At 61.3% G+C, this 25,136-nt stretch carries 21 protein-coding genes and 2 pseudogenes; 10 read left to right on the top strand and 13 right to left on the bottom strand.

What is annotated here, in order from left to right:
• The first annotated feature begins 68 nt into the window (after nucleotides 1-68).
• Nucleotides 69-836 carry a sulfate transporter CysZ gene (gene cysZ / locus LOY22_RS04045; protein WP_258596428.1) on the top strand — a complete coding sequence of 256 codons (768 nt, stop codon included), beginning with the start codon at nucleotides 69-71 and terminating at the stop codon, nucleotides 834-836.
• 703 nt (nucleotides 837-1,539) lie between these two features.
• On the opposite strand, the gene LOY22_RS04040 is transcribed toward cysZ, so the two are convergent.
• Both LOY22_RS04040 and LOY22_RS04035 read right to left on the bottom strand, forming a co-directional pair.
• Nucleotides 1,540-3,489, bottom strand: coding sequence for a hypothetical protein (locus LOY22_RS04040; RefSeq protein ID WP_258596426.1), 1,950 nt, complete (start codon nucleotides 3,487-3,489; stop codon nucleotides 1,540-1,542).
• A 35-nt stretch (nucleotides 3,490-3,524) separates the two neighbouring features.
• Nucleotides 3,525-3,896, bottom strand: a complete 372-nt coding sequence (locus LOY22_RS04035) for a hypothetical protein (protein WP_258596424.1) — start codon at nucleotides 3,894-3,896, stop codon at nucleotides 3,525-3,527.
• Between the two features lie 337 nt (nucleotides 3,897-4,233).
• Here LOY22_RS04035 and LOY22_RS04030 point away from each other — a divergent pair, with 337 nt between their 5' ends.
• A complete protein-coding gene (locus LOY22_RS04030; RefSeq protein ID WP_408980945.1) occupies nucleotides 4,234-4,473 on the top strand; it encodes an EI24 domain-containing protein in 240 nt (79 codons plus the stop codon).
• A gap of 39 nt (nucleotides 4,474-4,512) precedes the next feature.
• Here LOY22_RS04030 and LOY22_RS27000 read toward each other — a convergent pair.
• Nucleotides 4,513-4,872 (bottom strand): annotated as a pseudogene (locus LOY22_RS27000) (methyl-accepting chemotaxis protein); the annotation flags it as partial.
• A 231-nt stretch (nucleotides 4,873-5,103) separates the two neighbouring features.
• Nucleotides 5,104-5,739: pseudogene (locus LOY22_RS26995) on the bottom strand (PAS domain-containing protein); the annotation flags it as partial.
• A 267-nt stretch (nucleotides 5,740-6,006) separates the two neighbouring features.
• Here LOY22_RS26995 and LOY22_RS04020 point away from each other — a divergent pair.
• The gene (locus tag LOY22_RS04020; protein ID WP_258596422.1) at nucleotides 6,007-7,224 is read left to right on the top strand and encodes a glycosyltransferase family 1 protein; all 1,218 of its coding nucleotides are present in this window, start codon (nucleotides 6,007-6,009) and stop codon (nucleotides 7,222-7,224) included.
• Here LOY22_RS04020 and LOY22_RS04015 read toward each other — a convergent pair.
• The 3 genes from LOY22_RS04015 to LOY22_RS04005 form a co-directional block, all read right to left on the bottom strand.
• Entirely contained in the window at nucleotides 7,193-8,296 is a 1,104-nt protein-coding gene (locus tag LOY22_RS04015) for an NADH:flavin oxidoreductase (RefSeq protein WP_258596420.1), read from the bottom strand. The genes LOY22_RS04020 and LOY22_RS04015 overlap by 32 nt on opposite strands.
• Nucleotides 8,297-8,413: 117 nt before the next feature.
• The gene (locus LOY22_RS04010; RefSeq protein ID WP_045196062.1) at nucleotides 8,414-8,896 is read right to left on the bottom strand and encodes a glutathione peroxidase; all 483 of its coding nucleotides are present in this window, start codon (nucleotides 8,894-8,896) and stop codon (nucleotides 8,414-8,416) included.
• A gap of 155 nt (nucleotides 8,897-9,051) precedes the next feature.
• A complete protein-coding gene (locus LOY22_RS04005) occupies nucleotides 9,052-9,537 on the bottom strand; it encodes a peptidylprolyl isomerase (protein ID WP_045196060.1) in 486 nt (161 codons plus the stop codon).
• Here LOY22_RS04005 and LOY22_RS04000 point away from each other — a divergent pair.
• The 4 genes from LOY22_RS04000 to LOY22_RS03985 all read left to right on the top strand — a co-directional run bounded on the left by LOY22_RS04000 (nucleotide 9,506) and on the right by LOY22_RS03985 (nucleotide 13,530).
• Entirely contained in the window at nucleotides 9,506-9,844 is a 339-nt protein-coding gene (locus LOY22_RS04000; protein ID WP_082075423.1) for a DUF3565 domain-containing protein, read from the top strand. The genes LOY22_RS04005 and LOY22_RS04000 overlap by 32 nt on opposite strands.
• Nucleotides 9,845-9,875: 31 nt before the next feature.
• Nucleotides 9,876-11,972 (top strand): phosphate acetyltransferase, encoded by a 2,097-nt coding sequence (gene pta, locus LOY22_RS03995; protein WP_045196057.1) that lies wholly within the window; start codon nucleotides 9,876-9,878, stop codon nucleotides 11,970-11,972.
• Nucleotides 11,973-11,974: 2 nt separating this feature from the next.
• A complete protein-coding gene (locus LOY22_RS03990; protein WP_045196055.1) occupies nucleotides 11,975-12,877 on the top strand; it encodes an acyltransferase in 903 nt (300 codons plus the stop codon).
• Between the two features lie 68 nt (nucleotides 12,878-12,945).
• Nucleotides 12,946-13,530 carry a hypothetical protein gene (locus tag LOY22_RS03985; RefSeq protein WP_258596418.1) on the top strand — a complete coding sequence of 195 codons (585 nt, stop codon included), beginning with the start codon at nucleotides 12,946-12,948 and terminating at the stop codon, nucleotides 13,528-13,530.
• A gap of 56 nt (nucleotides 13,531-13,586) precedes the next feature.
• On the opposite strand, the gene LOY22_RS03980 is transcribed toward LOY22_RS03985, so the two are convergent.
• A complete protein-coding gene (locus LOY22_RS03980; RefSeq protein ID WP_045196051.1) occupies nucleotides 13,587-14,282 on the bottom strand; it encodes an OmpA family protein in 696 nt (231 codons plus the stop codon).
• Nucleotides 14,283-14,377: 95 nt separating this feature from the next.
• Entirely contained in the window at nucleotides 14,378-15,022 is a 645-nt protein-coding gene (locus LOY22_RS03975; RefSeq protein ID WP_093387972.1) for an MBL fold metallo-hydrolase, read from the bottom strand.
• A gap of 233 nt (nucleotides 15,023-15,255) precedes the next feature.
• Between LOY22_RS03975 and dctP the strand changes: the two genes are divergently transcribed.
• The 3 genes from dctP (at nucleotide 15,256) to dctM (ending at nucleotide 18,223) form a co-directional block, all read left to right on the top strand.
• Nucleotides 15,256-16,251, top strand: a complete 996-nt coding sequence (gene dctP, locus LOY22_RS03970; protein WP_258596416.1) for a C4-dicarboxylate TRAP substrate-binding protein DctP — start codon at nucleotides 15,256-15,258, stop codon at nucleotides 16,249-16,251.
• A gap of 62 nt (nucleotides 16,252-16,313) precedes the next feature.
• Entirely contained in the window at nucleotides 16,314-16,946 is a 633-nt protein-coding gene (locus LOY22_RS03965; protein ID WP_093387966.1) for a TRAP transporter small permease, read from the top strand.
• On the top strand, nucleotides 16,943-18,223 hold the full coding sequence (dctM, locus tag LOY22_RS03960; RefSeq protein WP_093387964.1) for a C4-dicarboxylate TRAP transporter large permease protein DctM: 1,281 nt from the start codon (nucleotides 16,943-16,945) through the stop codon (nucleotides 18,221-18,223). The genes LOY22_RS03965 and dctM overlap by 4 nt, the downstream gene beginning before the upstream one ends.
• Before the next feature lie 68 nt (nucleotides 18,224-18,291).
• On the opposite strand, the gene LOY22_RS03955 is transcribed toward dctM, so the two are convergent.
• The 4 genes from LOY22_RS03955 to LOY22_RS03940 all read right to left on the bottom strand — a co-directional run bounded on the left by LOY22_RS03955 (nucleotide 18,292) and on the right by LOY22_RS03940 (nucleotide 25,114).
• The gene (locus LOY22_RS03955; RefSeq protein ID WP_045196047.1) at nucleotides 18,292-18,984 is read right to left on the bottom strand and encodes a sensor histidine kinase KdpD; all 693 of its coding nucleotides are present in this window, start codon (nucleotides 18,982-18,984) and stop codon (nucleotides 18,292-18,294) included.
• Nucleotides 18,981-20,588, bottom strand: a complete 1,608-nt coding sequence (locus LOY22_RS03950) for a tetratricopeptide repeat-containing response regulator (RefSeq protein ID WP_093387961.1) — start codon at nucleotides 20,586-20,588, stop codon at nucleotides 18,981-18,983. The genes LOY22_RS03955 and LOY22_RS03950 overlap by 4 nt, the downstream gene beginning before the upstream one ends.
• A gap of 235 nt (nucleotides 20,589-20,823) precedes the next feature.
• Nucleotides 20,824-23,544, bottom strand: a complete 2,721-nt coding sequence (locus LOY22_RS03945; protein WP_213602428.1) for a LuxR C-terminal-related transcriptional regulator — start codon at nucleotides 23,542-23,544, stop codon at nucleotides 20,824-20,826.
• Between the two features lie 205 nt (nucleotides 23,545-23,749).
• The gene (locus LOY22_RS03940; protein WP_093388214.1) at nucleotides 23,750-25,114 is read right to left on the bottom strand and encodes a DUF1329 domain-containing protein; all 1,365 of its coding nucleotides are present in this window, start codon (nucleotides 25,112-25,114) and stop codon (nucleotides 23,750-23,752) included.
• Nucleotides 25,115-25,136 lie beyond the last annotated feature (22 nt).

Raw genomic sequence — 25,136 nt, 5'->3', positions numbered from 1 at the left:
GCGCTTTCGCCCGTCGCGCAAACTCGGTAAGGTCAGCGCGTTTGCCTTTACCCGGAGCCTTCCCTTATATGCAAGCCCCTGTCCTCTCTGGCCCACAGTACCTGCGTGAAGGGCTGAAACTGGTCCTGAGCCCGAGCCTGCGCCTGTTCGTGTTGCTGCCGCTGGCAGTCAACCTGCTGCTGTTCGTTGGCCTGATCTACCTGGCCGGCCACCAGTTCAGCCTCTGGGTCGACTCGCTGATGCCCAGCCTGCCGAGCTGGCTGAGCTTTCTCAACTACGTGCTGTGGCCGCTGTTCGTGGTGCTGGTGGGGCTGATGGTGTTCTTCACCTTCACCATGCTGGCCAACATCATTGCCGCGCCGTTCAATGGTTTCCTGGCGGAAAAGGTCGAAGTGGTGGTGCGCGGCACCGATGACTTTCCGGCCTTCAGCTGGGCCGAACTCACCGCCATGGTGCCCCGTACCCTGGGCCGCGAAGCGCGCAAGCTGGGCTACTTCCTGCCACGGGCGATCGGCCTGTTCATCCTCTCGCTGATCCCGGTGGTGAACATCATCGCCGCGCCGCTGTGGCTGCTGTTCGGGATCTGGATGATGGCCATCCAGTACATCGACTACCCGGCCGACAACCACAAGATGAGCTGGCAGGACATGCTTGCCTGGCTGCGCGAAAAGCGCTGGCAGAGCCTGGGTTTTGGTGGCTCGGTGTACCTGGTGCTGCTGGTGCCGTTCCTCAACATCCTGATGATGCCGGCAGCAGTGGCTGGCGCCACGCTGTTCTGGGTCCGCGAGCGGGGCGACTCATCCGTCGCAAAGCAGTCCCCTTCGAGCGTCCGTTAACCACGAAATCCGTGCCTTTTACCGGCTAACTGATTCACACGGCTGGTACATATGGCAGTGATATCTCAACCATTCAGGCACCCCGACTCGGGTATCTACTACCCCCGACGTAGGGTGCCAGATGATTTGTCGCACATCATAGATAAGACCCAGATAGGTAGCTCGCAAACACTCGACATCAACAGCAAGCAAAGGCAGCGCTTGCCCTGGCGTATGGGAATCAGAGCGACTGTTTCTTGATGCCCGTCAAGGTCTCTACATTGAGCATAATAAACTGAGTGCGCCAACGAAACCTTTACTGCCAGCACGCACAGATGGCTTTCTGACGCGGTGAGAGGCGCTCGATACGTCCAATCCATCTCAATGTCGGGTCGGTCGGAGCAAGTTTGTCGTCGCGATATTGTCAACTACATCCAGGCTGTTAACCGGTTCATTGCGGACATAAGCGACTAATCTATCGCTGCGATCTAGCCTTCGGATGAAAACGCTAAGCCGCTAACAGCCTCCTCCACACGCATGCTATTGGCAAGATCGCCAACAGTGCCACTCGATACAAACGCAGAAACCTTCGCCCAGTATTGGAAGTAATTCGACCCTAGCCGCTATGCTCTCGCCTGCCATATTTTGAAATTAGCGGCTCTGGCAGCGAACCGGTACGGGAATTACATCAAGCACCGACATTGCATTAGAGCCAACTAAGTTATCAGTGGATAAACTCTTCGCGAAACTTCTGACTATCGTGATGCACAATCCAGTCATGTACTTTATAAGGAACATAAAGCCTTTGCTTGGCTCGGGAAATAGCGATGTAAACGGCGCAGATTCGCTGGTCGAATTCATAGGCGTCCTTGAACACTAACGTGGTGAGCAACCCCGGTGTCAGAAGCACATAATCGAACTCCATGCCTCCGGCCGCTTCAGCCCTCATCAACATGCAGCTTTTGCCGGGCTGCCCCACCAGAATGCTCATTTGATTGACGTCTGCCACCCTGAAACCTTTTTCCAGTTCGGCCTCCACCCATAGAAACGAATCGTCGTACTGGTTAGCGTCTCGCACCTGCTGCCAATCCGTCCACTCGTTGAAATACGGATGTGCTGCTTCCTCACTCTGCTGGTGAAAGCGGGGATTGAAAAAACCGATGGCAGTCGTCATGAAACGCCAAAGCCCCTTCTGCTCTTGGTTAGAGTAGAAACTGAACGAACACTTGAGGTCGCGCAACTGGATAGCCCACTTCATAGTGTCCCACAAGGAAGCCGTGAGTACGACGCACTCCTCTGGCGGCACGAATGCCTCTGGATACTCCTCAATGCCAACGTCGGCGTGGCGAGCTCCTTCGAAAGGCTCCTTGGTCTTCCTTGAGTGCCGGGAAATCAACGGATTGACCAGGCGCTCGATGTTACGCCCAGAGCGCACGGAGAAGCCGATGGTACTCTGTCGAACAGATTGCGTACGGGCGACGATGTCGTTGTCTGCATGTTGGTACTCGTCCCCCAGGGTCACCAGCACATGACGCCCGCGCTCCAGAATCTGAAGCAATGAGGCTGGAACATCCTGGCTTTCGTCGACAAGCACATGCGAATAGCGATGCGATACCACGCACCCCTCAAGACTGGCGCACTTGATCATCAGTAACACTTCAAAGCCAGTGCGGCGCGCCCATTCCGGGTTTGCCTGAATGTAAGTCCACAACCGGCTCGAATATTCCAGCAGCACCATAGAATCAGCTTTGGACAGGGGCTTGTGTAGATCAGGCATGTGCTTGGCTGACAAGGTGTAATCCCGTGACCGACAATAGAGCTCCAGCATTCTCAAGCAGATATCCATAGTTGCCAGTGCATCGTGCGATCCCGCCCCGATAATGTTCAGCTGTTGGGCGAGCACTTCCTTGCTCGGCCCTACCCCTACATTTTCCGGATGAGCGCTTCGTCGGCGAAGCAGTACCGATGCGAACTTGCGGAAAGTGCTGCAGGTCAGTTCACGGCTGTTGTTTTCCATTCGCTTACGTAAGACTGCAAGCTTTTCCTCAGTGTGTGCCAGCACCAGCGTCGTCTCTGGCCGCAAGCATTCGACCAACGCTCCCATCAAATGGCTTTTACCGATTCCGGCGTAGCCTTGTACATGCAGGTGCTCGTCTAGGTTGGCTCTAAAAGTCCTGACCAAATGATCCTGTGCACTGCTCAACCAGCGCTCATCATAACCAAGAGTAACCATCTGCCTCTGGAAGGGATGATGATTGCGGACGTGGCGATACTTAAATTCGACATCCCACCTACCGCTGGGCATTAGATATTTCTGGGCAGTGACTTCATCGGCTAGCAGGAAGCGTAGCTTCGATTTCTTGATCGTTTCGATGCCAAAGTAGAGTTTGCTACGGTCGAACAGACGTTTTGCCTCTGACAACAACTTTGTTGTCGTCAGGCTAGGTGAGTCCACCGCCCAATCCAAAAGTTTCACAAGAATTCGCTCGACTGCTGCCGGGGCAAGATCCTTTTCCGTGACCTGTACAAGATTTTGGATGACTAGCAGTGCGGCCAGCTCCGGATCTGTCAGTACGTCGAGAGCCTCCTCGGAGGCTTGGAGCAAACCTGTGCAGGTTTCTTCCGTGATGGGAAGGAACAGAGGTGTGGATAGGTCAAAGTGTTCCGGTTGCATACAACCTCATTACCGAGCAGGGTCGCATTGTTGGACTAGCCCTCGTCAGATTCTTCGTCGCATTCAGAGTAATTGACCTCTCGGCCTTTCGAAAATCTATGCAATAGCTCTGCACGCTTGACCTCGTTCGGGTTGGGCTGAGTATCGCGAACATCCCTTAGCCACCCCAATTCGATCAGCCTCGCCCGGATGACTGCAGAAGGCACCCCAAAAATGACACCTAGGTCAGCCAGAACCTTGCTCGCGGCGAGGACGTTGTGTTCTTGATGATCGACATAAACGTGTCCATGGCCGCGCCATTTCAGATCGTAGAGTTCTAGAAGCGGCTTCAAATGGAGCGCCAGTACTCTCTCCTGCGCCCATTGAGCATCCACTGCTTCGCCGCACAGGTCGCCAGATTCGCCCATACCCGTTCCCCTCAAAGCCAACTGCGAAAATGTTCGGTGAATATCTTGAGCGCCACAAGGTTCCTTTAGCACACATCTTAACCACGCCTCCGGCATTGTCGAGACTGCTTCGCAAACACTGAGATGTAGCGAACGTCATCACTGCCAGCAAGTGGGCGGACGTCAACAAGCATCTGCCGGAAATCAACCCAGAAGGTTTGGTTGCTCGGGTTTGAACCCATGTCGCGATCGCTCTTCTGAGTCCTCTATTTCCTGAGCAGCTTCCCCCCACTATGGGTTGGAACTGACACCGATCGACCGCCTACATACATTTCCCGTTCACTCCCTTGGGAAAAAGATTTTGGTTTACGTGGCTTTCAGAGGATACATCACGCTTTTTCAGTACATCGACTACCCGGCCGACAACCACAAGATGAGCTGGCAGGACATGCTCGCCTGGCTGCGCGAAAAGCGCTGGCAGAGCCTGGGTTTTGGTGGCTCGGTGTACCTGGTGCTGCTGGTGCCGTTTCTCAACATCCTGATGATGCCGGCAGCAGTGGCTGGCGCCACGCTGTTCTGGGTCCGCGAGCGTACCTGAAGCAGCGCCGCGTAGCCGCCCGGCTACGCGGCATTACCATCAGCTCGACAGCTGGTTGGAAAACTGCCCTACCGCGTTGACCACCTTCTGTGCACCGTCCTGAATCTCGACGATCACCGTGCCGGTCTGCCCGGCCAGTGACAGGCCCTGCTCGGCCTGGCGCTTGCTGCTGTCGATGATGTCCACCGCTGCCTTGGCCAGTTGTTCGTTCTGCTGCACCACCCGGGCGATTTCCTCGGTGGCGGTGCTGGTGCGCGAGGCCAGTTGCCGGACCTCGTCGGCGACCACGGCAAAGCCGCGGCCCTGCTCACCGGCACGTGCGGCCTCAATGGCGGCGTTGAGGGCCAGCAGGTTGGTCTGCCCGGCAATGTCGCTGATGGTCTTGATGATCGAGCCGATCACCTGCGACTGCTTGTCCAGCGCCTCGATGCCTTCGGCAGCCTCCTGCATGTAAGTTTCCAGGCCGCGCATGACGTCAACGGTCTGGGTCACCACTTCGGTGGCCTTGCGCGCACAGGCGTCGGTTTCCAGCGAGGTGGTGTAGGCAATGTCGGCGGCCTGGGCCACGGCCGTTTCCTGGTTGACCTGATCGGTGATCACGGTGGCGAACTTGACCACTTTGTAGAGCACGTCGTGGGCATCGATGATCGGGTTGTAAGACGCCTCCAGCCACACCACGCGGCCATGGGCATCAATGCGCTTGAAGCGTTCGGCGACGAACTCACCACGGCGCAGCTTGTCCCAGAACGCGTGATAGCCCACCGAGTTGTACTCTTCCGGCTCGCAGAACAGACGGTGATGCTTGCCCACCACCTGGTCGAGCTTGTAGCCCATGGTCTGCAGGAAGCGCTCGTTGGCGGCCAGCACCTCACCGTTGAGGTTGAACTCGATCACCGCCGTGGAGCGCATCAGCGCCTTGATCAGGCTCTCGTGCTCGCGGGAGGTTTCAATGGTGCGGGTCAGGTCGCTGGAGTGCAGGGTGAAATACTTGATGCGCCCTTCGCTGTTTTTCACCGGCTGCAGGATCGAGCGCAGCCAGGCCTCTTCGCCATTGCCCCGCAGCAGGCGGAAAGCACCATTGAGATGCTCGCTACGGGCAATGGCGTGCTTCATGCGCTGGTAAAAGTCGAGTTGCTTGACGTGCGCCGGGACGATTTCCTCGATGTTGCGGCCAATCAGTTGATGGCTGCTGTAGAGCATCTCTTTTTCGAAATTGCTGTTGACCGATTCGATGCGCCCCTGCGGATCGAGCTGCAGCACCAGCATCTCACTGTCGAGGCTGCACTTTACTTGCTCCACTGATTGCAGTTCTTCGCGCAGCCGGAGGATTTCTTGCTTGAGTTTGCTGTTGAACATGACGCTCTCCCGGAGCGAAATCAGTCATTCGAATGCTTCTGCATCGGCTGGCGGACCTGCAATCTTGAGTCACTTGCTGGGAAATATTTGCGCACCTGTAATCGCCAGTAATCAGGCGTCATCGATCTGTCATTTTGCGGTCATAGAGCGGCAATCGGCACGGTCGAAACTGGCTTCATGAGCACACCGCCCCTGCATGTCACCCTGATCAGCGAAACCTTCCCACCCGAGATCAACGGCGTGGCCAACACCCTTGGCCGCCTCAGCGATGGCTTGCGATCGCGCGGCCATCGGGTCGAGTTGGTGCGCCCGCGGCAAGCGGCCGAACTGCCCTCGGCCAGCGACGACAACCTGCTGCTGTGCCGCGGCTGGCCGTTGCCGGGGTACCCGGGTTTGCAATGGGGCCAGGTGTCGATGCACAAGCTGCTGCGCCGCTGGCGCCGGCAGCGCCCGGACGTACTGTACATCGCCACCGAAGGCCCGCTGGGCCTGAGCGCCCTGCGCGCGGCGCGGCGCCTGGGGATCGCCGTGGTCAGCGGTTTTCACACCAATTTCCAGCAGTACTCCAGCGAATACGGCCTGGGCCTGCTGGCGCGCCTGCTGACCCACTACCTACGCTGGTTCCACCGGCGCACCCACAGCACCCTGGTGCCCAGCCCAAGCCAGCGCCTGGAGCTGGAACGGCGCGGCTTCGACAACCTCAGCCTGATGGCCCGGGGAGTCGATAGCCAGTTGTTCAACCCGGCGCGGCGCAGCCAGGCGCTGCGTGAGCAATGGGGGGTGGGCGCCGATGATATTGCCCTGTTGCATATCGGACGCCTGGCCGCCGAGAAGAACCTAGGTTTGCTGCAACCTTGCCTGGACGCCCTGCAACAGCAGTACCCGCAACGGCGCATCAAATTGATCGTGGTCGGTGACGGGCCGCAACGCAGCGTGCTCGAACAACGCCTGCCGGGCGCAATATTCTGCGGCGCCCAGCGCGGCGAAAGCCTGGCTGAACACTATGCATCAGGGGATATTTTTGTGTTTCCCAGCCTGACCGAAACCTTCGGCAACGTCGTGCTAGAAGCCTTGGCCTCAGGCCTGGGTGTGGTTGCCTACGATCAAGCCGCGGCAGCCCAGCACATTCGCCACGGGCATAGCGGTGCGCTGGCCATGCCGGGGGATGCAGCAGCCTTTATCGATGCCGCCTGCTGGTTGCTGGAAGAGCCGGAAACTCTGCGCCGGGTGCGCCTCAATGCCCGCCAGCACGCCAGCCGCCAAGGCTGGCCGGCGATTGTCGAACAGTTCGAAGCGCACCTGCAGGCAGCCTGTCGCCAGGACCAGGGCAGCGTTGCGCGCCCAGGCCCGGCGACACTTGCGATCAAACCAGGGTCGTCAACGCCTCACGGCTGAACGGCAGGATGTCTTGCTCGCGGCCATCGCGCACCTTGGCGGCCCACTCCGGGTCGACCAGCAGCGCCCGGCCCACCGCCACCAGGTCGAACTCATCGTTGTTCAGGCGCTTGAGCAGGTTCTCTAGGCTGGCCGGTTGCGCCACCTTGTCGGTCGCCACCATGAACTGCAGGAACTCGCCATCCAGGCCGACGCTGCCGACGGTGATGGTCGGCTTGCCGGTGAGCTGGCGGGTCCAGCCGGCCAGGTTGAGGTCCGAGCCTTCGAACTCCGGCTCCCAGAAGCGCCGGGTCGAGCAGTGGAAGATATCCACACCGGCGTCTACCAATGGCTGCAGGAAGGCGCCGAGGGCCTCGGCGCTCTGTACCAGGCGGGCGCTGTAGTCCTGCTGCTTCCACTGCGAAAAGCGGAAAATGATCGGGAATTCCGGGCCCACCGCCGCACGCACCGCCTGGATCAGTTCGATGGCAAAACGCGAACGGCCGGCCAGGTCGCCGCCGTACTCATCCGTGCGCTGGTTGCTGGCCTCCCAGAAGAACTGGTCAATCAGGTAGCCGTGGGCACCGTGGATCTCGACGCCATCCATGCCGATGGCCTGGGCATCGCGAGCGGCCTGGGCAAACGCCTCGATCACTTCGCGGATATCGGCCTTGCTCATGCCGTGCACCACAACCTGGCCATCCTTGAGCTTTTCGCTCGGGCCGTAACCCGGCACGCTGGCGTCCGGCTCGGTGCCCAGGCGGCGCACGCTGCCCACGTGCCAGAGCTGCGGCACGATGCGCCCGCCTTCGGCGTGCACGGCATCGACGACATTCTTCCAGCCAGCCAGGGCGTCGTCGCCGTAAAAACGCGGCACATTCGGGTAGCCGTTGGCAGCCTGGTGACCGACGGTGGTGCCTTCGGTGATGATCAGCCCAACGCCGGCAGCGGCGCGGCGGCGGTAGTACTCGACCACTTGTGCGTGGGGCACGCCGCCAGGGCAGAAGGTGCGGGTCATCGGTGCCATGACCACGCGGCTTGGCAGCTCGAGGGCGCCCAATTGGAAGGGTGTGAACAGTGCGGTGGCGGACATGCGGCGCTCCTGGGAAGAGGGAATGCGCCTGAGGATAGGGTGAGCCGTTCGGGTGGCCCAGTACTATTGATCTGGGTGATTAAACAGCATCGCGGGGCTAGCCCCGCGATCAACCGATCAGGCCAAGGCCTTCTCGATCGCCTGCACCACCGCCGGATCATCCGGCGCGGTACGCGGCGAGAAGCGCGCCAATACCCGGCCGTCCTTGCCAACCAGAAACTTCTCGAAGTTCCAGGTGATATCGCCAGGGAACTCGGCACCTTCACCGGCCAGCAAACGGTACAACTGATGGCGGTCATGACCATTGACCTCCAGCTTGCTGCCCAACGGAAAGGTCACGCCGTAATTCAGGCTGCAGAACTTCTGGATTTCTTCTTCAGTGCCCGGCTCCTGCCCGGCAAACTGGTTGCACGGCAGGCCCAGTACGCTGAAGCCTTTGCCCTTGTACTGCTGATAGAGGTTTTCCAGTGCCGCGTACTGCGGGGTCAGGCCACACTTGGAGGCGACATTGACCACCAGCACCACCTGGCCCTTGAACGGCGCCAGAGGCAACTCCTGGCCATCCAGTGCCTGCAACTTCAGGTCGTGAAATGCACTCATGACGTACTCCCCTTTCCAGATCCCGGTTGTCGCTGCGGGCTGCAATCAATAAAACCAGCCCATTAAAAAGGCGCCCTGCCAAGCCGTCTTCCCCTGCTGGAGTGCGACGGACTTGCCCGGGCGCCTTCGCGACTCTCTGAGCTTAGCGCAGAAAATCAGTGGTGATGGCCACCTTCGCCATGGATGTGGCGATGAGCGATTTCTTCTTCGCTGGCATCACGAACATCGACGACCTTGACCTTGAAGTTCAGGCGCTGGCCAGCCAGTGGGTGGTTGCCATCAACGGTGACGTCGTCGCCGTCCAGGTCGCGAATGGTGACGATCTGCATCTGGCCATCCGGCGCCGAAGCGTGGAACTGCATGCCCACTTCCAGCTCGTCGACACCTTCGAACATGCTGCGGTTCAGGGTGCTGACCAGCTCGGCCAGGTATTCGCCGTAGGCGTCTTCCGGCTCGACGGCAACGTCCAGCTCGTCACCGGTGGTTTTGCCTTCCAGGGCTTTTTCCAGGCCCGGGATGATGTTGCCTGCGCCATGCAGGTAGACCAGCGGAGCGCCGCCGGCGGAGCTGTCGATGACCTCACCAGCGTCGTTGGTGAGGGTATAGTCGATGGAGACAGCCTTGTTGGCGGCGATCAGCATGGGGCGAGACCTTTTGCATAAGAATGTAGAACGAACAAGTGTAACCAAGGCATCGCCTGAAAGCGAACGCAACCCGGACAAACGGGTTGCCGGATACTTCAGCCAGGTGCTGGGTTTCCATCAGGACGAGGACGGCCACTGGGTGGTCGAGCTGTCGTGCGGACACACCCAGCACCTGCGCCATCAGCCGCCCTGGCAATCACGCAGCTGGGTGCTCGACCCCGAGCAACGCCAGCAACGCATCGGCCAGGCATTTGCCTGTGGCTGGTGCGCTCAGGGGGCCGATAGCGCTACCCTTGGCAATTGATTCTTTGCACAGCTCATTTCGAGAAGCTCGCATGCAGACATTTTTTATCGCGCCGACCGACTTTGGTGTCGGCCTGACTTCGATCAGCCTGGGCCTGGTGCGCACCCTGGAGCGCGCCGGCCTCAAGGTCGGCTTCTTCAAGCCGATCGCCCAGCCGCACCCGGGCGATACCGGCCCGGAGCGCTCCACCGAACTGGTTGCCCGCACCCATGGCCTGAAGCCGCCCCAGCCGCTGAGCCTGGCCCATGTCGAGCGCATGCTCGGCGATGGCCAGCTGGATGAACTGCTCGAGGAGATCATCACCCTGTACCAGCAGGCCTGCGTCGGCAAGGACGTGGTAGTGGTCGAAGGCATGGTCCCGACCCGCCACGCCAGCTACGCCGCGCGGGTCAACCTGCACCTGGCCAAGAGCCTGGATGCCGAGGTGATCCTGGTCTCGGCGCCGGAAAACGAAGTGCTCACCGAGCTGTCCGGGCGCGTCGAGCTGCAGGCCCAGTTGTTCGGCGGCCCGCGCGACCCGAAAGTGCTTGGGGTGATCCTCAACAAGGTGCGCACCGACGAAGACATGAACGCCTTCGCCGCGCGCCTGACCGAGCATTCGCCGCTGCTGCGTGGCGGCGACTTCCGCCTGCTCGGCTGCATCCCGTTCCAGGCCGGCCTCAACGACCCGCGCACCCGCGACGTCGCCGAGCTGCTCGGTGCCCAGGTGCTCAACGCCGGTGACTACGAAACCCGGCGCATGAACAAGATCATCATCTGTGCCCGGACCGTGGCCAACACCGTGCCGCTGCTCAAGCCCGGCACCCTGGTGGTGACCCCGGGTGATCGCGACGACATCATCCTCGCCGTGAGCCTGGCGGCGATCAACGGCGTACCGCTGGCCGGCCTGCTGCTGACCAGCGACAGCAAGCCCGACCCGCGCATCCTCGAACTGTGCCAGGGCGCGCTGCTGGCCGGCTTGCCGATCCTCTCGGTGAGCACCGGCTCCTACGACACCGCCAACCAGCTCAATGGCCTGAACAAGGAAATCCCGGTGGATGACCGTGAGCGCGCCGAGCTGATCACCGATTTCGTCGCCAGCTACCTGGACGCCGACTGGCTGCACCAGCGCTGCGGCACCCCGCGCGAACTGCGCCTGTCACCAGCGGTGTTTCGCTACCAGTTGATCCAGCGCGCCCAGCAGGCCAACAAACGCATCGTCCTGCCCGAAGGCGCAGAACCGATGACCGTGCAGGCCGCCGCCATCTGCCAGGCTCGCGGCATCGCCCGCTGCGTGTTACTGGCCAAGCCCGACGACGTCCAGGCCGTGGCCCGCGCCCAGGGCATCACCTTGCCCGAGGGCCTGGAGATTCTTGACCCGGACCTGATCCGCGAGCGCTACGTCGAGCCAATGGTCAGCCTGCGCAAGAGCAAAAGCCTCAATGCACCGATGGCCGAGCAACAACTGGAAGACCCGGTGGTGATCGGCACCATGATGCTCGCCCTGGACGAGGTCGACGGCCTGGTCTCGGGCCTGGTGCACTCCACCGCCAACACCATCCGCCCGGCCCTGCAACTGATCAAGACCGCCCCCGGCTGCAGCCTGGTGTCATCGGTGTTCTTCATGCTTTTTCCCGAGCAGGTGCTGGTGTACGGCGACTGCGTGATGAACCCGCACCCGACGGCCAATGAACTGGCGGAAATCGCCCTGCAGAGCGCCGATTCCGCCGCAGCCTTCGGCATTGCCCCGCGGGTGGCGATGATCAGCTACTCCAGCGGTGATTCGGCCACTGGCGAAGAGGTCGAGAAGGTCCGCGAAGCCACCCTGCTGGCCCAGGAAACCCAGCGCGGCCTGCTGATCGACGGCCCGTTGCAATACGATGCCGCCGCCAACCTGGAGATCGCCCGGCAACTGGCGCCCAACAGCCAGGTGGCTGGCCGCGCCACGGTATTCGTGTTCCCCGACCTGAACACCGGCAACACCACCCACAAGGCCGTCCAGCGCAGCGCCGATTGCGTCAGCCTGGGGCCGATGCTGCAAGGCCTGCGCAAGCCGGTCAACGACCTGCCGCGCGGCGCCCAGGTCGACGACATCGTCTACACCATCGCCCTGACCGCCATTCAGGCCAACCGCTCACTGGATAGTTGAACATGCTCGGATTGCTACCCGCGCCACTGCGCGGGGTTATCGCCTCGCTGCTGCTGGGGCTCAACACCATCGTCTGCTGCACCCCGCTGTTCATCGTCAGCCTGTTCAAGCTGTTGCTGCCGTTCGCCGCGGCGCAGCGCCTCACCGATGAACTGATGCGCCACATTCACGAGGCCTGGATCAGCAACAACAATGCCTGGATCAACCTGCTGGGCAAGGCCCGCTGGCAGGTCGAGGGCCTGGCCGGGCTGGATTACCAGCACAGCTACCTGGTCACCAGTAACCACCAGAGCTGGGTCGATATCCTGGTGCTGCAATACGTGCTCAATCGGCGTATCCGCCCGCTGAAGTTCTTCCTCAAGCAGGTGCTGATCTGGGTGCCGGTGATTGGCCTGGCCTGGTGGGCGCTGGGCTTCCCGTTCATGAAGCGCTATTCCAAGGCGTACCTGGCCAAGCACCCGGAAAAGGCCGGCAAGGACCTGGAAACCACTCGCCGCACCTGCGCCAAATTCCGCGGCAAGCCGACGGCGATCTTCAACTTCGCCGAAGGCACGCGCTTCACCGCAGCCAAGCATCGCCAGCAGCAGTCACCGTTCAAGCACCTGCTCAAGCCCAAGGCCGGCGGCATTGCCTTTGTGCTTGATGCCATGGGCGAGCAACTGCAGTCGATCGTCAACGTCACCATTCATTATCCGAACGGTGCGCCAGGGTTCTGGGACTTGTTGTGCGGGAGGGTCAGGCACATTGTCGTGCACTTCGAGGAGCTGGCGATTCCGGCCGAGTTCCTGGGCAGGAACTACGACCAGGATGAAACCTACCGCCTGGCTTTCCAGCAATGGATCAACCAGCTGTGGAGCGACAAGGACGCCTTGCTGGAACGGCTGCGACAAAACGCCGACGGGTAATTTGCCAGACAGCATCTATGCTCACTTCCTACGATGATTTCACTAGCAATCACAAGGAACGTAAGCCTATGAAACCGCTGCGCCGCTTCGCCCATGCTGTTGCTGTCGTTTCGCTTCTGTCTGCTGCCAGTTTCACGGTGCAGGCAGAAGACATCCTGATCGACGCTGTCGCTACACAAGATATGGTGGATACCAAAGTCCTTGCCATCGACCAGACCAAGCGCATCGTTACAGTGGCTGGCCCTAAGGACTCCGAGGTGCCGATCCAGCTGAGCGAACAGGCCAAGGACCTGCATAACCTCAAGGTCGGCGACCTGGTCAACATCACCGTCAACCGCTCGGTTGCTACCGTGCTCGAAACCGACCTTAGCAAGGCCCCGGGCATCAGCAAGGACGCTGGCGTCATCCGTGCCACCAAGGACAACCCCAACCCGGGTGGTGAGGCATTCCGGCAGATCAAGGTCACCTCGAAGATCACCAAGATCGACCTGAAAACCCACGAAGTCACGCTGATGCCGCCTGAAGGCCCGCAAAGGGTCGTGAAAGTCGAAGACCCTGAACTTCAGGAGCGCATGAAGAATCTCAAGGTCGGCCAGTCTGTGGTCATCGTGTTTACCGATGTGCTGAAAGTCACCACCAAAAGCCCAAGCTGAGAAATTCGCAGGCACAAAAAAGGGGAGCCAGGCTCCCCTTCTTCACATCTTGCGACTTACTGATACTGCTGCCCGGGAATCGGCTTGAGGTTGACCTCTACCCGACGGTTCTGCGCGCGGCCGTTGGCGTCGGCGTTGCTGGCGATCGGCTGGTCCGGGCCCAGGCCGCGGGCGCTGACGCGGCTGCCATCGACGCCCTGGGAAGTCAGGTAGGTAACCACCGATTGTGCACGACGCTGGGACAGGTCCATGTTGTGCTGGCGGCTGCCGGTGCTGTCGGTGTAGCCGACCACTTCAATGGTGTTCTGGTTGAACTGCTTGAAGGAGTTTGCCAGGTTGTTCAGCGGCGAGTAGAAGCTCGGCGCGATGTTGGCCGAGTCGGTGGCAAAGGTGATGTTACCCGGCATGATCAGTTTGATCTGGTCGCCCTGGCGCTGCACCTCGACACCGGTGTTGGCCATGCTTGCACGCAATTCGGCTTCCTGTTTGTCGGCGTAGTAGCCATAACCTGCTGCGGCAGCACCGACGGCGGCAGCGCCGATCAGCGCACCCTTGCCGCGGTTGTTATGGTCGATGGCGGCGCCCGCGATGGCACCGGCCAGCGCACCCAGGCCGCCATACTTGGCGGTTTTGCTCATCCCTGTGGAACCCTGCTGCGCCTGACCCTGGCTGTCATACGGGTTGGGGCTGGCGCACCCGGACATCAGCGCGGCAGCGGTAGCGACGATAATCAAACGACGCATGGTGAACATGGACAAGCTCCTACTGTAATTCGAAAGTGCAGCGGATCTGATTCGGATCTATGCCAGCCTTGGATTGCAGCAAAGCAGAAAAATTCCCTGGAATCTCAGGCGCGCACAAACGGGTTCTGGCGCATCTCATCCCCCAGGCGGGTGTCCGGGCCATGGCCGGTGACCACCGTAGCCTCTTCATCCAGGCTGTACAGGCGCTGCTTGATGGAACGAACGATAGTCGCCTGATCGCCACCCCACAAATCGGTGCGACCAATCCCACGACGAAAAAGCGTATCGCCTGCAATCAACAGCTTGGCCTCGGCGAACCAGAAGCTCATCGAGCCCGGTGTGTGCCCCGGCGTGTGCAAGGCCACGCCACAGCCGCAGGCCAGCTCTTCGTCGTCGGCCAGCCAGCGGTCCGGCGGCGGAACCGGGGTGTAGGGCACGCCGAACATCTGGCATTGCATTTCCAGGTTGTCCCAGAGGAACTGGTCGTCCTTGTGCAGGTGCAAGGTGGCGCCGGTCATCTCCTTCAACTGCCCGGAGGCGAGGAAGTGATCCAGGTGCGCGTGGGTATGGATGATGCTCACCACCTTAAGGCCATGGGCATCAAGGCGGGCGAGGATCTGCTCAGGGTTGCCGCCCGGGTCGACGACGATGGCCTTTTTGCTGATCGGGTCGCCGATGATCGTGCAATTGCACTGCAGCGGGCCGACGGGGAAGGTTTCGCGGATTAGCTGGGGTTGAGCAACGTGCATGGGGTTACCGGAAAATAGTGGGGGCACTGAAGCGATGCCACTTCTTAACCTCATTTCTGCCTGTTGGCCAGCCCCGGCCATCGACCTGGCAGACGCACAGGTGCCTTGCAGTTCACCAGACATTGATCTTGCACAAAGCAATCTCTGAATAGCCACCTAGACTTCCCGGGGTCAACCTGCCTGCGCGCGTCAGCGCAAAGTGCAGCATTACAACAAAAAAAGGAAGAATCAGGATGTTCACTCCCTCACTCAAGGTACTGGTTTGTGCGCTGACCCTTTCGGCCGCTGGCTGGGCCCAGGCCGCTGACCCGATTACCATCAAGTTTTCCCATGTTGTTGCCGACTCAACGCCCAAGGGCCAGGGCGCAATCATGTTCAAGAAGCTGGTGGAAGAGCGCCTGCCAGGCAAGGTCAAGGTCGATGTCTACCCCAACTCGTCGCTGTTCGGTGATGGCAAGGAAATGGAGGCACTGCTGCTGGGCGATGTACAGATCATTGCGCCGTCGCTGGCCAAATTCGAGCAGTACACCAAGAAGGTTCAACTGTTTGACCTGCCCTTCCTGTTCAACGACATCCACGCCGTGGACCGCTTTCAGATGAGCCCCGCCGGCCAGGGCCTGCTCAAGTCCATGGAGGACAAGAACATCACCGGCCTGGCTTATTGGCACAACGGTATGAAGCAATTGTCGGCCAACAAGGCCTTGCACGTTCCCGCAGATGCCCGCGGTCTGAAATTCCGCGTGCAGGCTTCGGCAGTGCTGGAAGAACAGTTCAAGGCGGTGCGTGCCAACCCGCGCAAAATGAGTTTTGCCGAGGTCTACCAGGGCTTGCAGACCGGTGTGGTCAATGGTGCGGAAAACCCCTACTCGAACATCTACAGCCAGAAAATGCACGAAGTGCAAAAGTACATCACCGAGTCCAATCATGGCGTGCTCGACTACATGCTGATCACCAACACCAAGTTCTGGAACGGCCTGCCAGCCGATGTGAAGCCAGAGCTTGAGAAAATCATCAGCGAAGTCACCCAGCACGTGAACAAAGAAGCCGAGGCGCTCAACCAGGGCGACAAGGAACGCATCATTGCGGCCAAGACCACCGAGATCATTACGCTCACGCCTGAGCAACGCGAGCAATGGCGAACGGCGATGAAGCCGGTGTGGAAAAAATTCGAAGGTGAAATCGGTGCCGAGCTGATCCAGGCAGCCGAGGCGGCCAACCAGGTGCAGTAAGCCCGCAGACAGTTGCCGCCGCCACGGCGGCAGCTGTGTCCGCTACACATCGGAGAATACGCATGAATGCCTTACGGCGTATCTGGGAGCATTTCGAGGAGGGCTTTATCGTCTTCCTCCTGGCCGCCATGACCTTGGTGACCTTCGTCTACGTCATCCTCAACAACCTCTACACCCTGTTCTACAGCCTTGCCGAGCGCTGGCCCGGTGCGGCCGACCTGTTCAACGGCATAGGCGACCATGTGATGGACGCCGCCCAGTCGATGACCTGGAGCAATGCCCTGACCAAGGCGCTGTTCGGCTGGCTGATTTTTTTCGGCCTGTCCTATGGCGTTCGCGTGGCCGGGCACATTGGTGTCGACGCCTTGGTAAAACTGGCTAGCAAGCCGGTTCAACGGCTACTCGGCATGCTTGCCTGTCTGTGCTGCCTCGGTTATGCCGGCTTGCTGAGCATCGCCAGTTTCGAGTGGATTCAAACCCTGTTCAATGCCGGTATTGGCGCCGAGGACCTGGGTCACTTCGGCATCATGCAGTGGCAAGTTGGCCTGATCGTACCGGTGGGCTTTGCCCTGGTGTTCATCCGTTTCACCGAAATCCTGGTACGAATACTCCAGCACCGCCAGACCGGTTTGGGGTTGGCCGACGAAGCGGCGGATGCGCTGAAACTGGCCGAGCATGAGGACGACAAGCGATGACCATCCTCTTTCTCTTCGTCACCCTCTTCGCCCTGATGTTCATCGGCGTCCCCATTGCCATTTCCCTGGGGCTCTCCGGCTCGCTGACTATCATGCTGTTCAGCCAGGACTCGGTTCGCTCGCTGGCGATCAAGTTGTTCGAGACCTCGGAACACTACACCTTGCTGGCAATTCCGTTCTTTCTCCTGGCCGGGGCGTTCATGACCACCGGTGGCGTGGCTCGGCGCCTGATTGACTTTGCCAATACCTGTGTCGGACACATTCGCGGAGGTCTGGCGATTGCCGCCGTATTGGCCTGCGTACTGTTCGCCGCACTGTCAGGTTCTAGCCCGGCAACCGTGGCTGCGGTCGGCTCGATTGCGATTGCCGGGATGGTTCGGTCCGGTTATCCACAAGCCTTCGGCGCCGGCATCATCTGCAACGCCGGCACCCTGGGTATCCTCATCCCACCGTCGATCGTGATGGTGGTGTATGCCGCCGCCACCGAAACCTCGGTAGGCAAACTGTTCATGGCCGGCGTAGTACCAGGCTTGATGCTGGGCTTGATCCTGATGATCGCCATCTACATCGTGGCGGTGAAAAAGAACCTGCCAGCCCTGCCCCGTGCCACTTTCAGGGAATGGCTCAGTGCCGCCCGCAAGGCCGTCTGGGGTCTGTTGCTGATGGTGATCATCCTCGGCGGCATCTACAGCGGTATGTTCACCCCGACTGAGGCGGCGGCGGTCGCTGCGGTGTACTCGGCCTTCATCGCCTTGTTCGTGTACCGTGACATGTCGTTCAAGGAAGCGCCCAAGGTGCTGCTGGAGTCGGCAAAACTGAGCATCATGCTGATGTTCATCATTGCCAACGCGATGCTCTTCGCCCACGTCCTGACCACCGAACAGCTACCGCAACAAATCACCACCTGGGTAATCGAAGCCGGGCTGACGCCGGTGACGTTCTTGCTGGTGGTGAACATCGTGCTGCTGGTGGCCGGTGCCTTCATGGAGCCATCGGCGATCATCCTGATCCTGGCCCCGATCCTGTTCCCGATCGCTATGAAACTGGGCATCGACCCGATTCACCTGGGCATCATCATGGTGGTCAATCTGGAGATCGGCTTGATCACCCCGCCGGTCGGCCTGAACCTGTTCGTCACCTCGGCGGTAACCGGAATGCCGCTGACGGCAACCGTGCGCGCGGCAATGCCTTGGCTGACGTTATTGGTCGGCTTCCTGATTCTGGTCACCTATGTGCCCTGGATCTCGCTGGTGCTTCCTGATCTGCTTGGTATGTGAGCATCAGGGCTGTGACCGCCAAATGGCGGTCGCAGCTCATTGCCTCAGGTTTGCCCAGGCACTGTTGATCAAGGCAGGTAAAGCCTGAACAGTCCGCCGCCCAGGACCCCGCCGTTGGCAATCTCGATCCGCCCTTTGACCCCGTTGCGCTCATGCAGGCCGGCAATCCGTGCGGCAAAGTACAAACCCAGGCCGGTACTGCCGCTCTGGCCATCGATACCCTGCACATATTCCTGCTGGCGCTCGAGCATGCGCGCCGGGAAGCCCGGGCCGTCATCGTTGATGCTCAGCACCAGTTGCTCGCCCTCGTCATTGACGCTGATCAGCAAGGTGTGGCCAGCGTAGCGAATGGCGTTGTTGAGGATGTTGGCGACCACCGAACCGACCAGTTCACGGTCGAAAAAGCCCAGCGGGCTGGCGGTTTCGATGCGCCAGCTGGCGAGGATGTCGCGATGCTGCAGCAGGTTCTGCTGGGCCGCCAGCTGGGCTTCGATGAAGTCGTCGAGCTCGTGGTAGTCGGGGCACATGGGCAATTGGTTGACGCCCAGTTTGTACAGCCCCAGCAACTGCACCAGCATGCCGTTGAGGTGGCTGAACTCGTGCTCCATCACCCCCTGCTCGCTGCCGCTGCGCAGGGCCTCGGGCAGGCGCGCCAGCCACTGGCTGTGGGCCTGGGTCAAGGCGGCGAGGGAGTTTTTCATGTCGTGCACGGTGGAGGCGATCACCGTCGAGAAATCCAGCCCCTGATTGTCCTGGTTCATGCGCCGAAAGCCCGGATGTGCAGTTTGCGGTAGCGATCATAACGGTTATCGCTTTTCGGGATGCCGGTGACGCTGCCCAGGCACGCGCGGCATTCGTCCATGATCGCCGGCGGCGGTGTCTCGCCACCGATGCGCAACAGCGCCTGGGCGGTGTTGAGGGCGATACTGATGTTCTTCGGCTGCAGCGTCAGTGCCCGGCGGAACTGCGCCAGGGCTTCGCTGAGCTGGCCGGCCTGGTAGCTGCGCACGCCCTGGCGGTTGAGGTCGACCGCTTCGGTCACCGCGCCGAGCACGCTCGGGTCATCGGTCAGTTGCGCCACGCTCTGCATGACTTTAGGGTCGTCACCGTAGGTTTCCACGCAGCCCTTGAGAATCGCGGTACCGGCAGATTCCTGGCCGAGTTTCTGCAATTGCGTAGCCACCACCAGCGCCGCCTCGACCGAGAAAAACTGGTCCATCTTCTCTAGCCGGGCCATGGCCTGCTCGGTCAGCTTGGCGGCGGTTTCGGCGTCGCCGGCCTGCTGCAGGCTGGCGGCTTTCATCAGCCGCGCACGCACCTGCAGGCCCTGGTCTTCGACGTTCTCCTTGGCCACTTCGCTGAGCACCGTGTTGATCTCGACCCGGGTGCGCGCATCCAGGCCGTTGCCGGCGTTCTTGTTCATCAATGCCTGGACCAGCCCGAGGTTGCTTTCCGGGTCTTTGTAGCGCGAGCTCTGGCCCTGGTTGACCGCATGCCGGTAGGCCTTGGACGAAGTGTCGTAGTCATCGTTGCTCAGGGCCAGCTTGCCCAGCATCATCTGCCGGCGCACGGCCAAGGGCGAGAGGCGCACGGCCTCTTCCAGCACACCCTGGGCACGCTTGCTTTCGCCCTGGGCCACCAGCACTTCGGCCAGGCCGTCGTACAGGCCGGGCATCATCGGGAAGGCCTTGAGCGCCTGCTCGTACACACCCTGGGCCTGGGCCAGCTGGTTGCGCTTGTACAGCAGGCCGCCAAGGGCGGCATAGGCCCAGGGCGTGGCCCGGCTGGCGATGATGGTGGTGAGAAATTTCTCCAGCTCATCGAAGCGGTTCAGGTCGCGCAGAGCATCGGCGCGGTAGCGCAGGCACAGCGGGGCGAAGCGCGGGTCCTTCTTGCACAGCTCGGCGCAGGCCGCCAGCACCTCGGCCGGGCGGCCGCGGTCCAGGGCCTGGAGGATCGGCTTGAGCAGGGTCTTGCGCTGCACCAGTTTTTCCAGGCGCTGGGCCAGGCCGATGCGGTTGAACGGCTTGGTCAGGTAAGCGTCGGGCTCATGCTCCAGGGCACTGAGGACAATCGCCTGGCTGCTTTCGGCGGTGACCATGAGGAACACGCACTCATGGCTGATCAGCTTGTCGAGGATCAGGTCTTCGAGCACCTGCTGGCCATTCTTCTTGCCATCACCCAGGTGGAAATCCTGAAGAATGAAGTCATAGCGTTTTTGCGCACACATGCGCAGCGCCTGTTCGCCGCTGTCGGCGGTATCGACATCACGCACACCAAGCTCGCGCAGCATCGAGCGGGCCGAACTGCGAAAATCGGAGAAATCATCGACGATCAGAAAGCTTTTTTGGCTGTAGACCTGCATCCACGAAACCTGTCATGGCAAATAAAAAAATAGACGCAGAGACACCTTCACGGACAGGCTCGGCTTCGCGGGTAGATTCGCTGCGGCGCTTAATCGGGCCGCACTCGCAGAGTATCGGCCACACAGGGCGATAGCTTGAGGCGTACAGAGCGCATATTTGCTGGACGCAAGTACCAGCAACGGAACAAATAATGGCATTGCGCCATCATCGAGGATGTTCACCGCCGAGTCAAAACTAGTGCAGCATGCCTAATGCCTTGGCCCGGGCCACCGCCTGGGTGCGTCGCTCGACGCCGAGCTTGCTGTTGATATGGCTGGCGTGGGTTTTCACCGTGTGCAGGGAGATGAACAGGCGCTCGCTGATTTCCTGGTTCGAGCAGCCCTGGGCGATCAGTTCGAGCACAGCCATTTCCCGGGCGCTCAAGGCCTCGCCGCTACCGCCCGCTTCAGTCGATTCAAGCGCGGGCAACAGCGCCAGCAAGCTGCTTTGCGCAGGCCCCTGGGGTTGCAGCAGCAACTGCTCGCGCAGCCATTGCGGGTGATCCTGCAACAGCCGCTGGAACGGCTGCAGGACGCCGCCGCGCGCGGAATCGAGCGCCAGCGCCAGCAGGCCGCGCGCCTGGGCTTCGTTGTTGTTGGCCAGCAGCAGCAACGTCCACTGGCACAGCGCAGTAACGCAAAGCATCTGCCCGCCACTGGCCTGGCCGCGCTCCACCAGTGCCTGCAAGCGCCTTGCGGCCTGTTCCAGGCGGCCCTGGGTGCGTTCGAGCAAGGCCTGCTGCAATTCGATATGCAGCGGCAGCAACGGGTGGAACTCCGGGGCGGCCGCCGCCTGCTCGCCCCCGTAGGTCTGGCCCAGGCGCAGCAGCCAGGATTCGGCCAGGTCGGTGCGCCCCTGGGCCAGCCACAGCTCGCATTTGACCAGGGTGATCATCGCCAGATAGAAAATCGGCGGCACGTCCCAGATGTGCATCAGCCGTTCGGCTTCAGCAAGCTCGGCAAAGGCTTCGGCAAAGCGCCCTTCACGGCCATCGAGCGAAGCGATCACGCAGTGGCCGATCAGTACGCTGATATCGCGACAGGCGCGCGCCTCGATCAACCCGGCCCGCAGGCGACTGCGGCCGGCCTCCGGTTGCAGCCGGGCCGCCAGCAGGTAGCCTTCGTACAGGGTCAGGCGTGCCCGCGCCGCGTACAACCGTTGCGCCGACAAACCCTGCAGGCGCTGCAGGCCCTGGCGCACTTCATCGAGGGCGCGCAACACCTCGCCACGGGCGTGCAGCACCCGTGCCCGGTCGTAATGGGCCAGGGCTTCGAACAACGGGTTGCCGACCCGCTGGGCCAGCTCCAGTGCTTCGCGATTCCAGCCACGGGCACGCCAGAAATCGGCATCGGCGATGGCCAGGTTGGACAACGTCGAGAGGCACACCAGGCGCTGCCCGTAACGCTTGAACGGCAAGCTGTGCAGCGCTTCGGAGCAATATTCGAGGGTACGCTGGCGGTCGCCGCGACCACGGGCGATCACCCCGCTGAGCGCCAGCCACTGAGCGAGCATGGATTTCTGTGCGGTGGCCGAAGGCGCCGGCAAGAAACGGCTCAGGTGGCTGGCCAGTTCTTCGGCGGCATCCAGCTGCCCGGCCAGGCCCAGGGCCCAGCTGTACAGCACGATCAACCGCGGTGTGCTGATCAGCAGGCTGTCGGGCAGGTCCATCTTCCAGCGCAGCAGCATGCCGACGTTCTGCTCGGCCAGCAGTTGCTCTTCGGAGAGGTTCTGCACCAGGTTGGCGGCCACGTCCAGGTGGCCGGCGCGCAAGGCCTGCTCAACGGCTTCATCGAGCAGGCCCTGGCCATGGAACCAGCGACAGGCACGCAAATGCAGGCTCGACAGCGGCAGGCTGGCCTGGCGGGTACGCAGCAGGTCGGAGAACAAATGGTGATAGCGAAACCACCGCCCATGTTCGTCCAGCGGCACCAGGAACACCTGGTGAGCCTGCAGGTAACGGAGAATCTCGGCGCTGTCGTGGCTTTCGCGCAGGGCATCGCAAAGCTCGGCGCAAAAGCGCTCCTGGCAGGCGGTGTCGTAGAGAAAGCCTTGCACTTCGGCGGGCAGCATCTCGATGACTTCTTCGAGCAGGTAGTCGCGAATCAGCCCCTCGCCACCGTGCAGGGCCTGGGGCAAGGCGCTGTCGGCACCGGCCTCGTTGGCCGCCAGCAGCCAGAAACGCAAGCCGGCGACCCAGCCATCGCTGCGCTGGATCAGGTTGTCCAGCGCCTGGCCGCGCAACACCGTCGGTTGCTGGCCCAGCACGGCGAGGGACTCATCGGTGGTCAGGCGCAGGTCCTGCTCGTTGAGTTCAAGCAACTGGCGCGACAGACGCAGGCGCGCCAGGTGCCAGTCCGGCCGCTGGCGGCTGGTGACCAGCAACACCAGGCCGGGCGGCAGGTGATTGAGGAAAAACTGCAGGCAGCGGTCAAGCACCGGCCCCTGGGCCAGGTGGTAGTCGTCGAGCACCAGTAGCAAGGGGTTGTGTGGCTGCAGGTGACGGGCCAGTTCATCGAGCAGGCCGTCGAGCCACTCTTCGAAGGCAAACGGCTGGTGCCGCTGGCGCATCTTCAGCAGGCCCAGGGCCTGGCCGCCGAGGGCCGGGCAGTATTGCTGCAAGCCTTCGAGCAGGCGCTCGAGGAAGCGCCCGGGGTCGTTGTCGCGCCGGCTCAAACCCAGCCAGAGGCTGCTCCAGTGGTTGGGCAGGCCCTGGCAGAACTCCACCGCCAACGAACTTTTACCGAAACCCGCCGGTGCATTGACCAGCAGCAAGCGCCCGCCGAGCCCCGCCTGCAAACGCTGACACAAGCGCGCCCGCGGCACATGGCCTTCGGGCAGCGGCGGGCGAAAGAAACGGCCCTCCAGGACGCTCATGGCCTGGCTGGCGAACCCTTGCGTACGGGACAGATCAGTCATGGCCGGCTCGTTTTTAGTTAGGGAATCGTCGGCAGTACGGATCAGCGCAGACTAGCGGGTTAAACAGCACATTTGAAGACAATTGCCGCGCTTTGCGGAAAAAAGACTACAACAAAAAACGACAAGGCTCAGCCGACACGGATGCGCAAACAGAAACGCCCCGGCAAGCCGGGGCGTTCTGGGAGATCACACGGAGGTTTGAAACTTAGCGCACACCTTCCTGGCGAAGCGCTGCAGGCTGGAAGTCAGCCTTGGAGGCAGTGAACCCGAAGTCGTAGGCTCGCTTTTCCTCGTTCTTCATGCCCAGGGCCAGGTAGCGACCGGACTGCAGGTCGTAGATGGCTTCCAGGGTGTACCACGGCACCTGGACGTTGTAGTAGTCCTGGGAGTGGGCTTCGGACACGCGCCACAGCTGGTTGCGACCGTCGTACTGGTCGATCACCGCCGCTTGCCAGGTGTCTTCGTCGATGTAGAAGTCACGCTTGGCGTAGATGTGGCGCTGGCCCGGTTTCAGGGTTGCGACCACATGCCATACCCGGCGCAGTTCGTATCGGGCGAGGTCCTGGTTGATGTGCCCGGCCTTGATGATGTCGGCGTACTTGAGCTTGGGATCGTCAAGCTTGTAGCTGTTGGAGGCAATGAACAGCTCTTTCTTGCCTTCCAGCTTCCAGTCGTAACGGTCCGGCGCGCCGTTGTACATGTCCAGGTTGTCGGAGGTGCGCAGGCCGTCGGCGGCGGTACCCGGGCCGTCGTAGGACACTTGTGGCGCTGCCCGTACCCGGCGCTGGCCGGCGTTGTAGACCCACGCCTTGCGCGGCTCCTTGACCTGGTCGAGGGTCTCGTGCACCAGCAGTACGGTACCGGCCAGGCGCGCTGGCGCCGTCACCTTCTGCTTGAAGTAGAACAGCACGTTGCCCGGGTTGGCCGGATCGTAATCTTTCATCCGGTCGCGGAAGACGAACTGGTCCTGGAAGTACACCAGGCTGAACGAGCCGTTCTGCTGCGGCGTGGCCTGGGTCACCAGGCGAGTCACGCTGCCGCCACGGTAGCGGGTGATGTGGTTCCAGATCACTTCGACGCCGCTTTTCGGAATCGGGAACGGCACGGCGGTGTCGAAGTTTTCCAGACCGTTGCCGCCGCCAACCAGGTTGGTGCTGGTGGCGTTCTTCTTGATCGCCGCGAACACCGCGTCCGGTACGGTAGCGCCCCGGTGGGTCGGGTACACCGGCATCTTGAAGGTGTCCGGATAGCGCTTGAACATGGCGACCTGGCCAGGGGACAGTTTGTCCTTGTACTGGTCGACGTTCTGCGCGGTGATGGTGAACTTCGGTTGTTCGCTGCCATAAGGGTCGGCAAGGAAACCCTTGCTATCGACGCTACCGGCACTTTTGGCAAGCGGCTTCCAGGCCGTGATCGAGCCGTCGGCGTTACCGGCCTTTTCAGCACCCATCGGCGTCAGGCTGGCGCCCAGCTTGGCCGCCTCGTCGGCGGAAACCGCCGCCATGACACTGGTCGCCAACAGGGACAGGCCCAGTACACCGGCTTGCAGCAGAGTCTTGGTTGTTTTCATCTTCATGGTCGTCCTGAATCCG

This window comes from Pseudomonas sp. B21-035 (assembly GCF_024748945.1).
Taxonomy (GTDB): Bacteria; Pseudomonadota; Gammaproteobacteria; order Pseudomonadales; family Pseudomonadaceae; genus Aquipseudomonas.
Note: the sequence above shows the minus strand (reverse complement) of the source record. Positions and strands in the feature narration are given on the sequence as shown.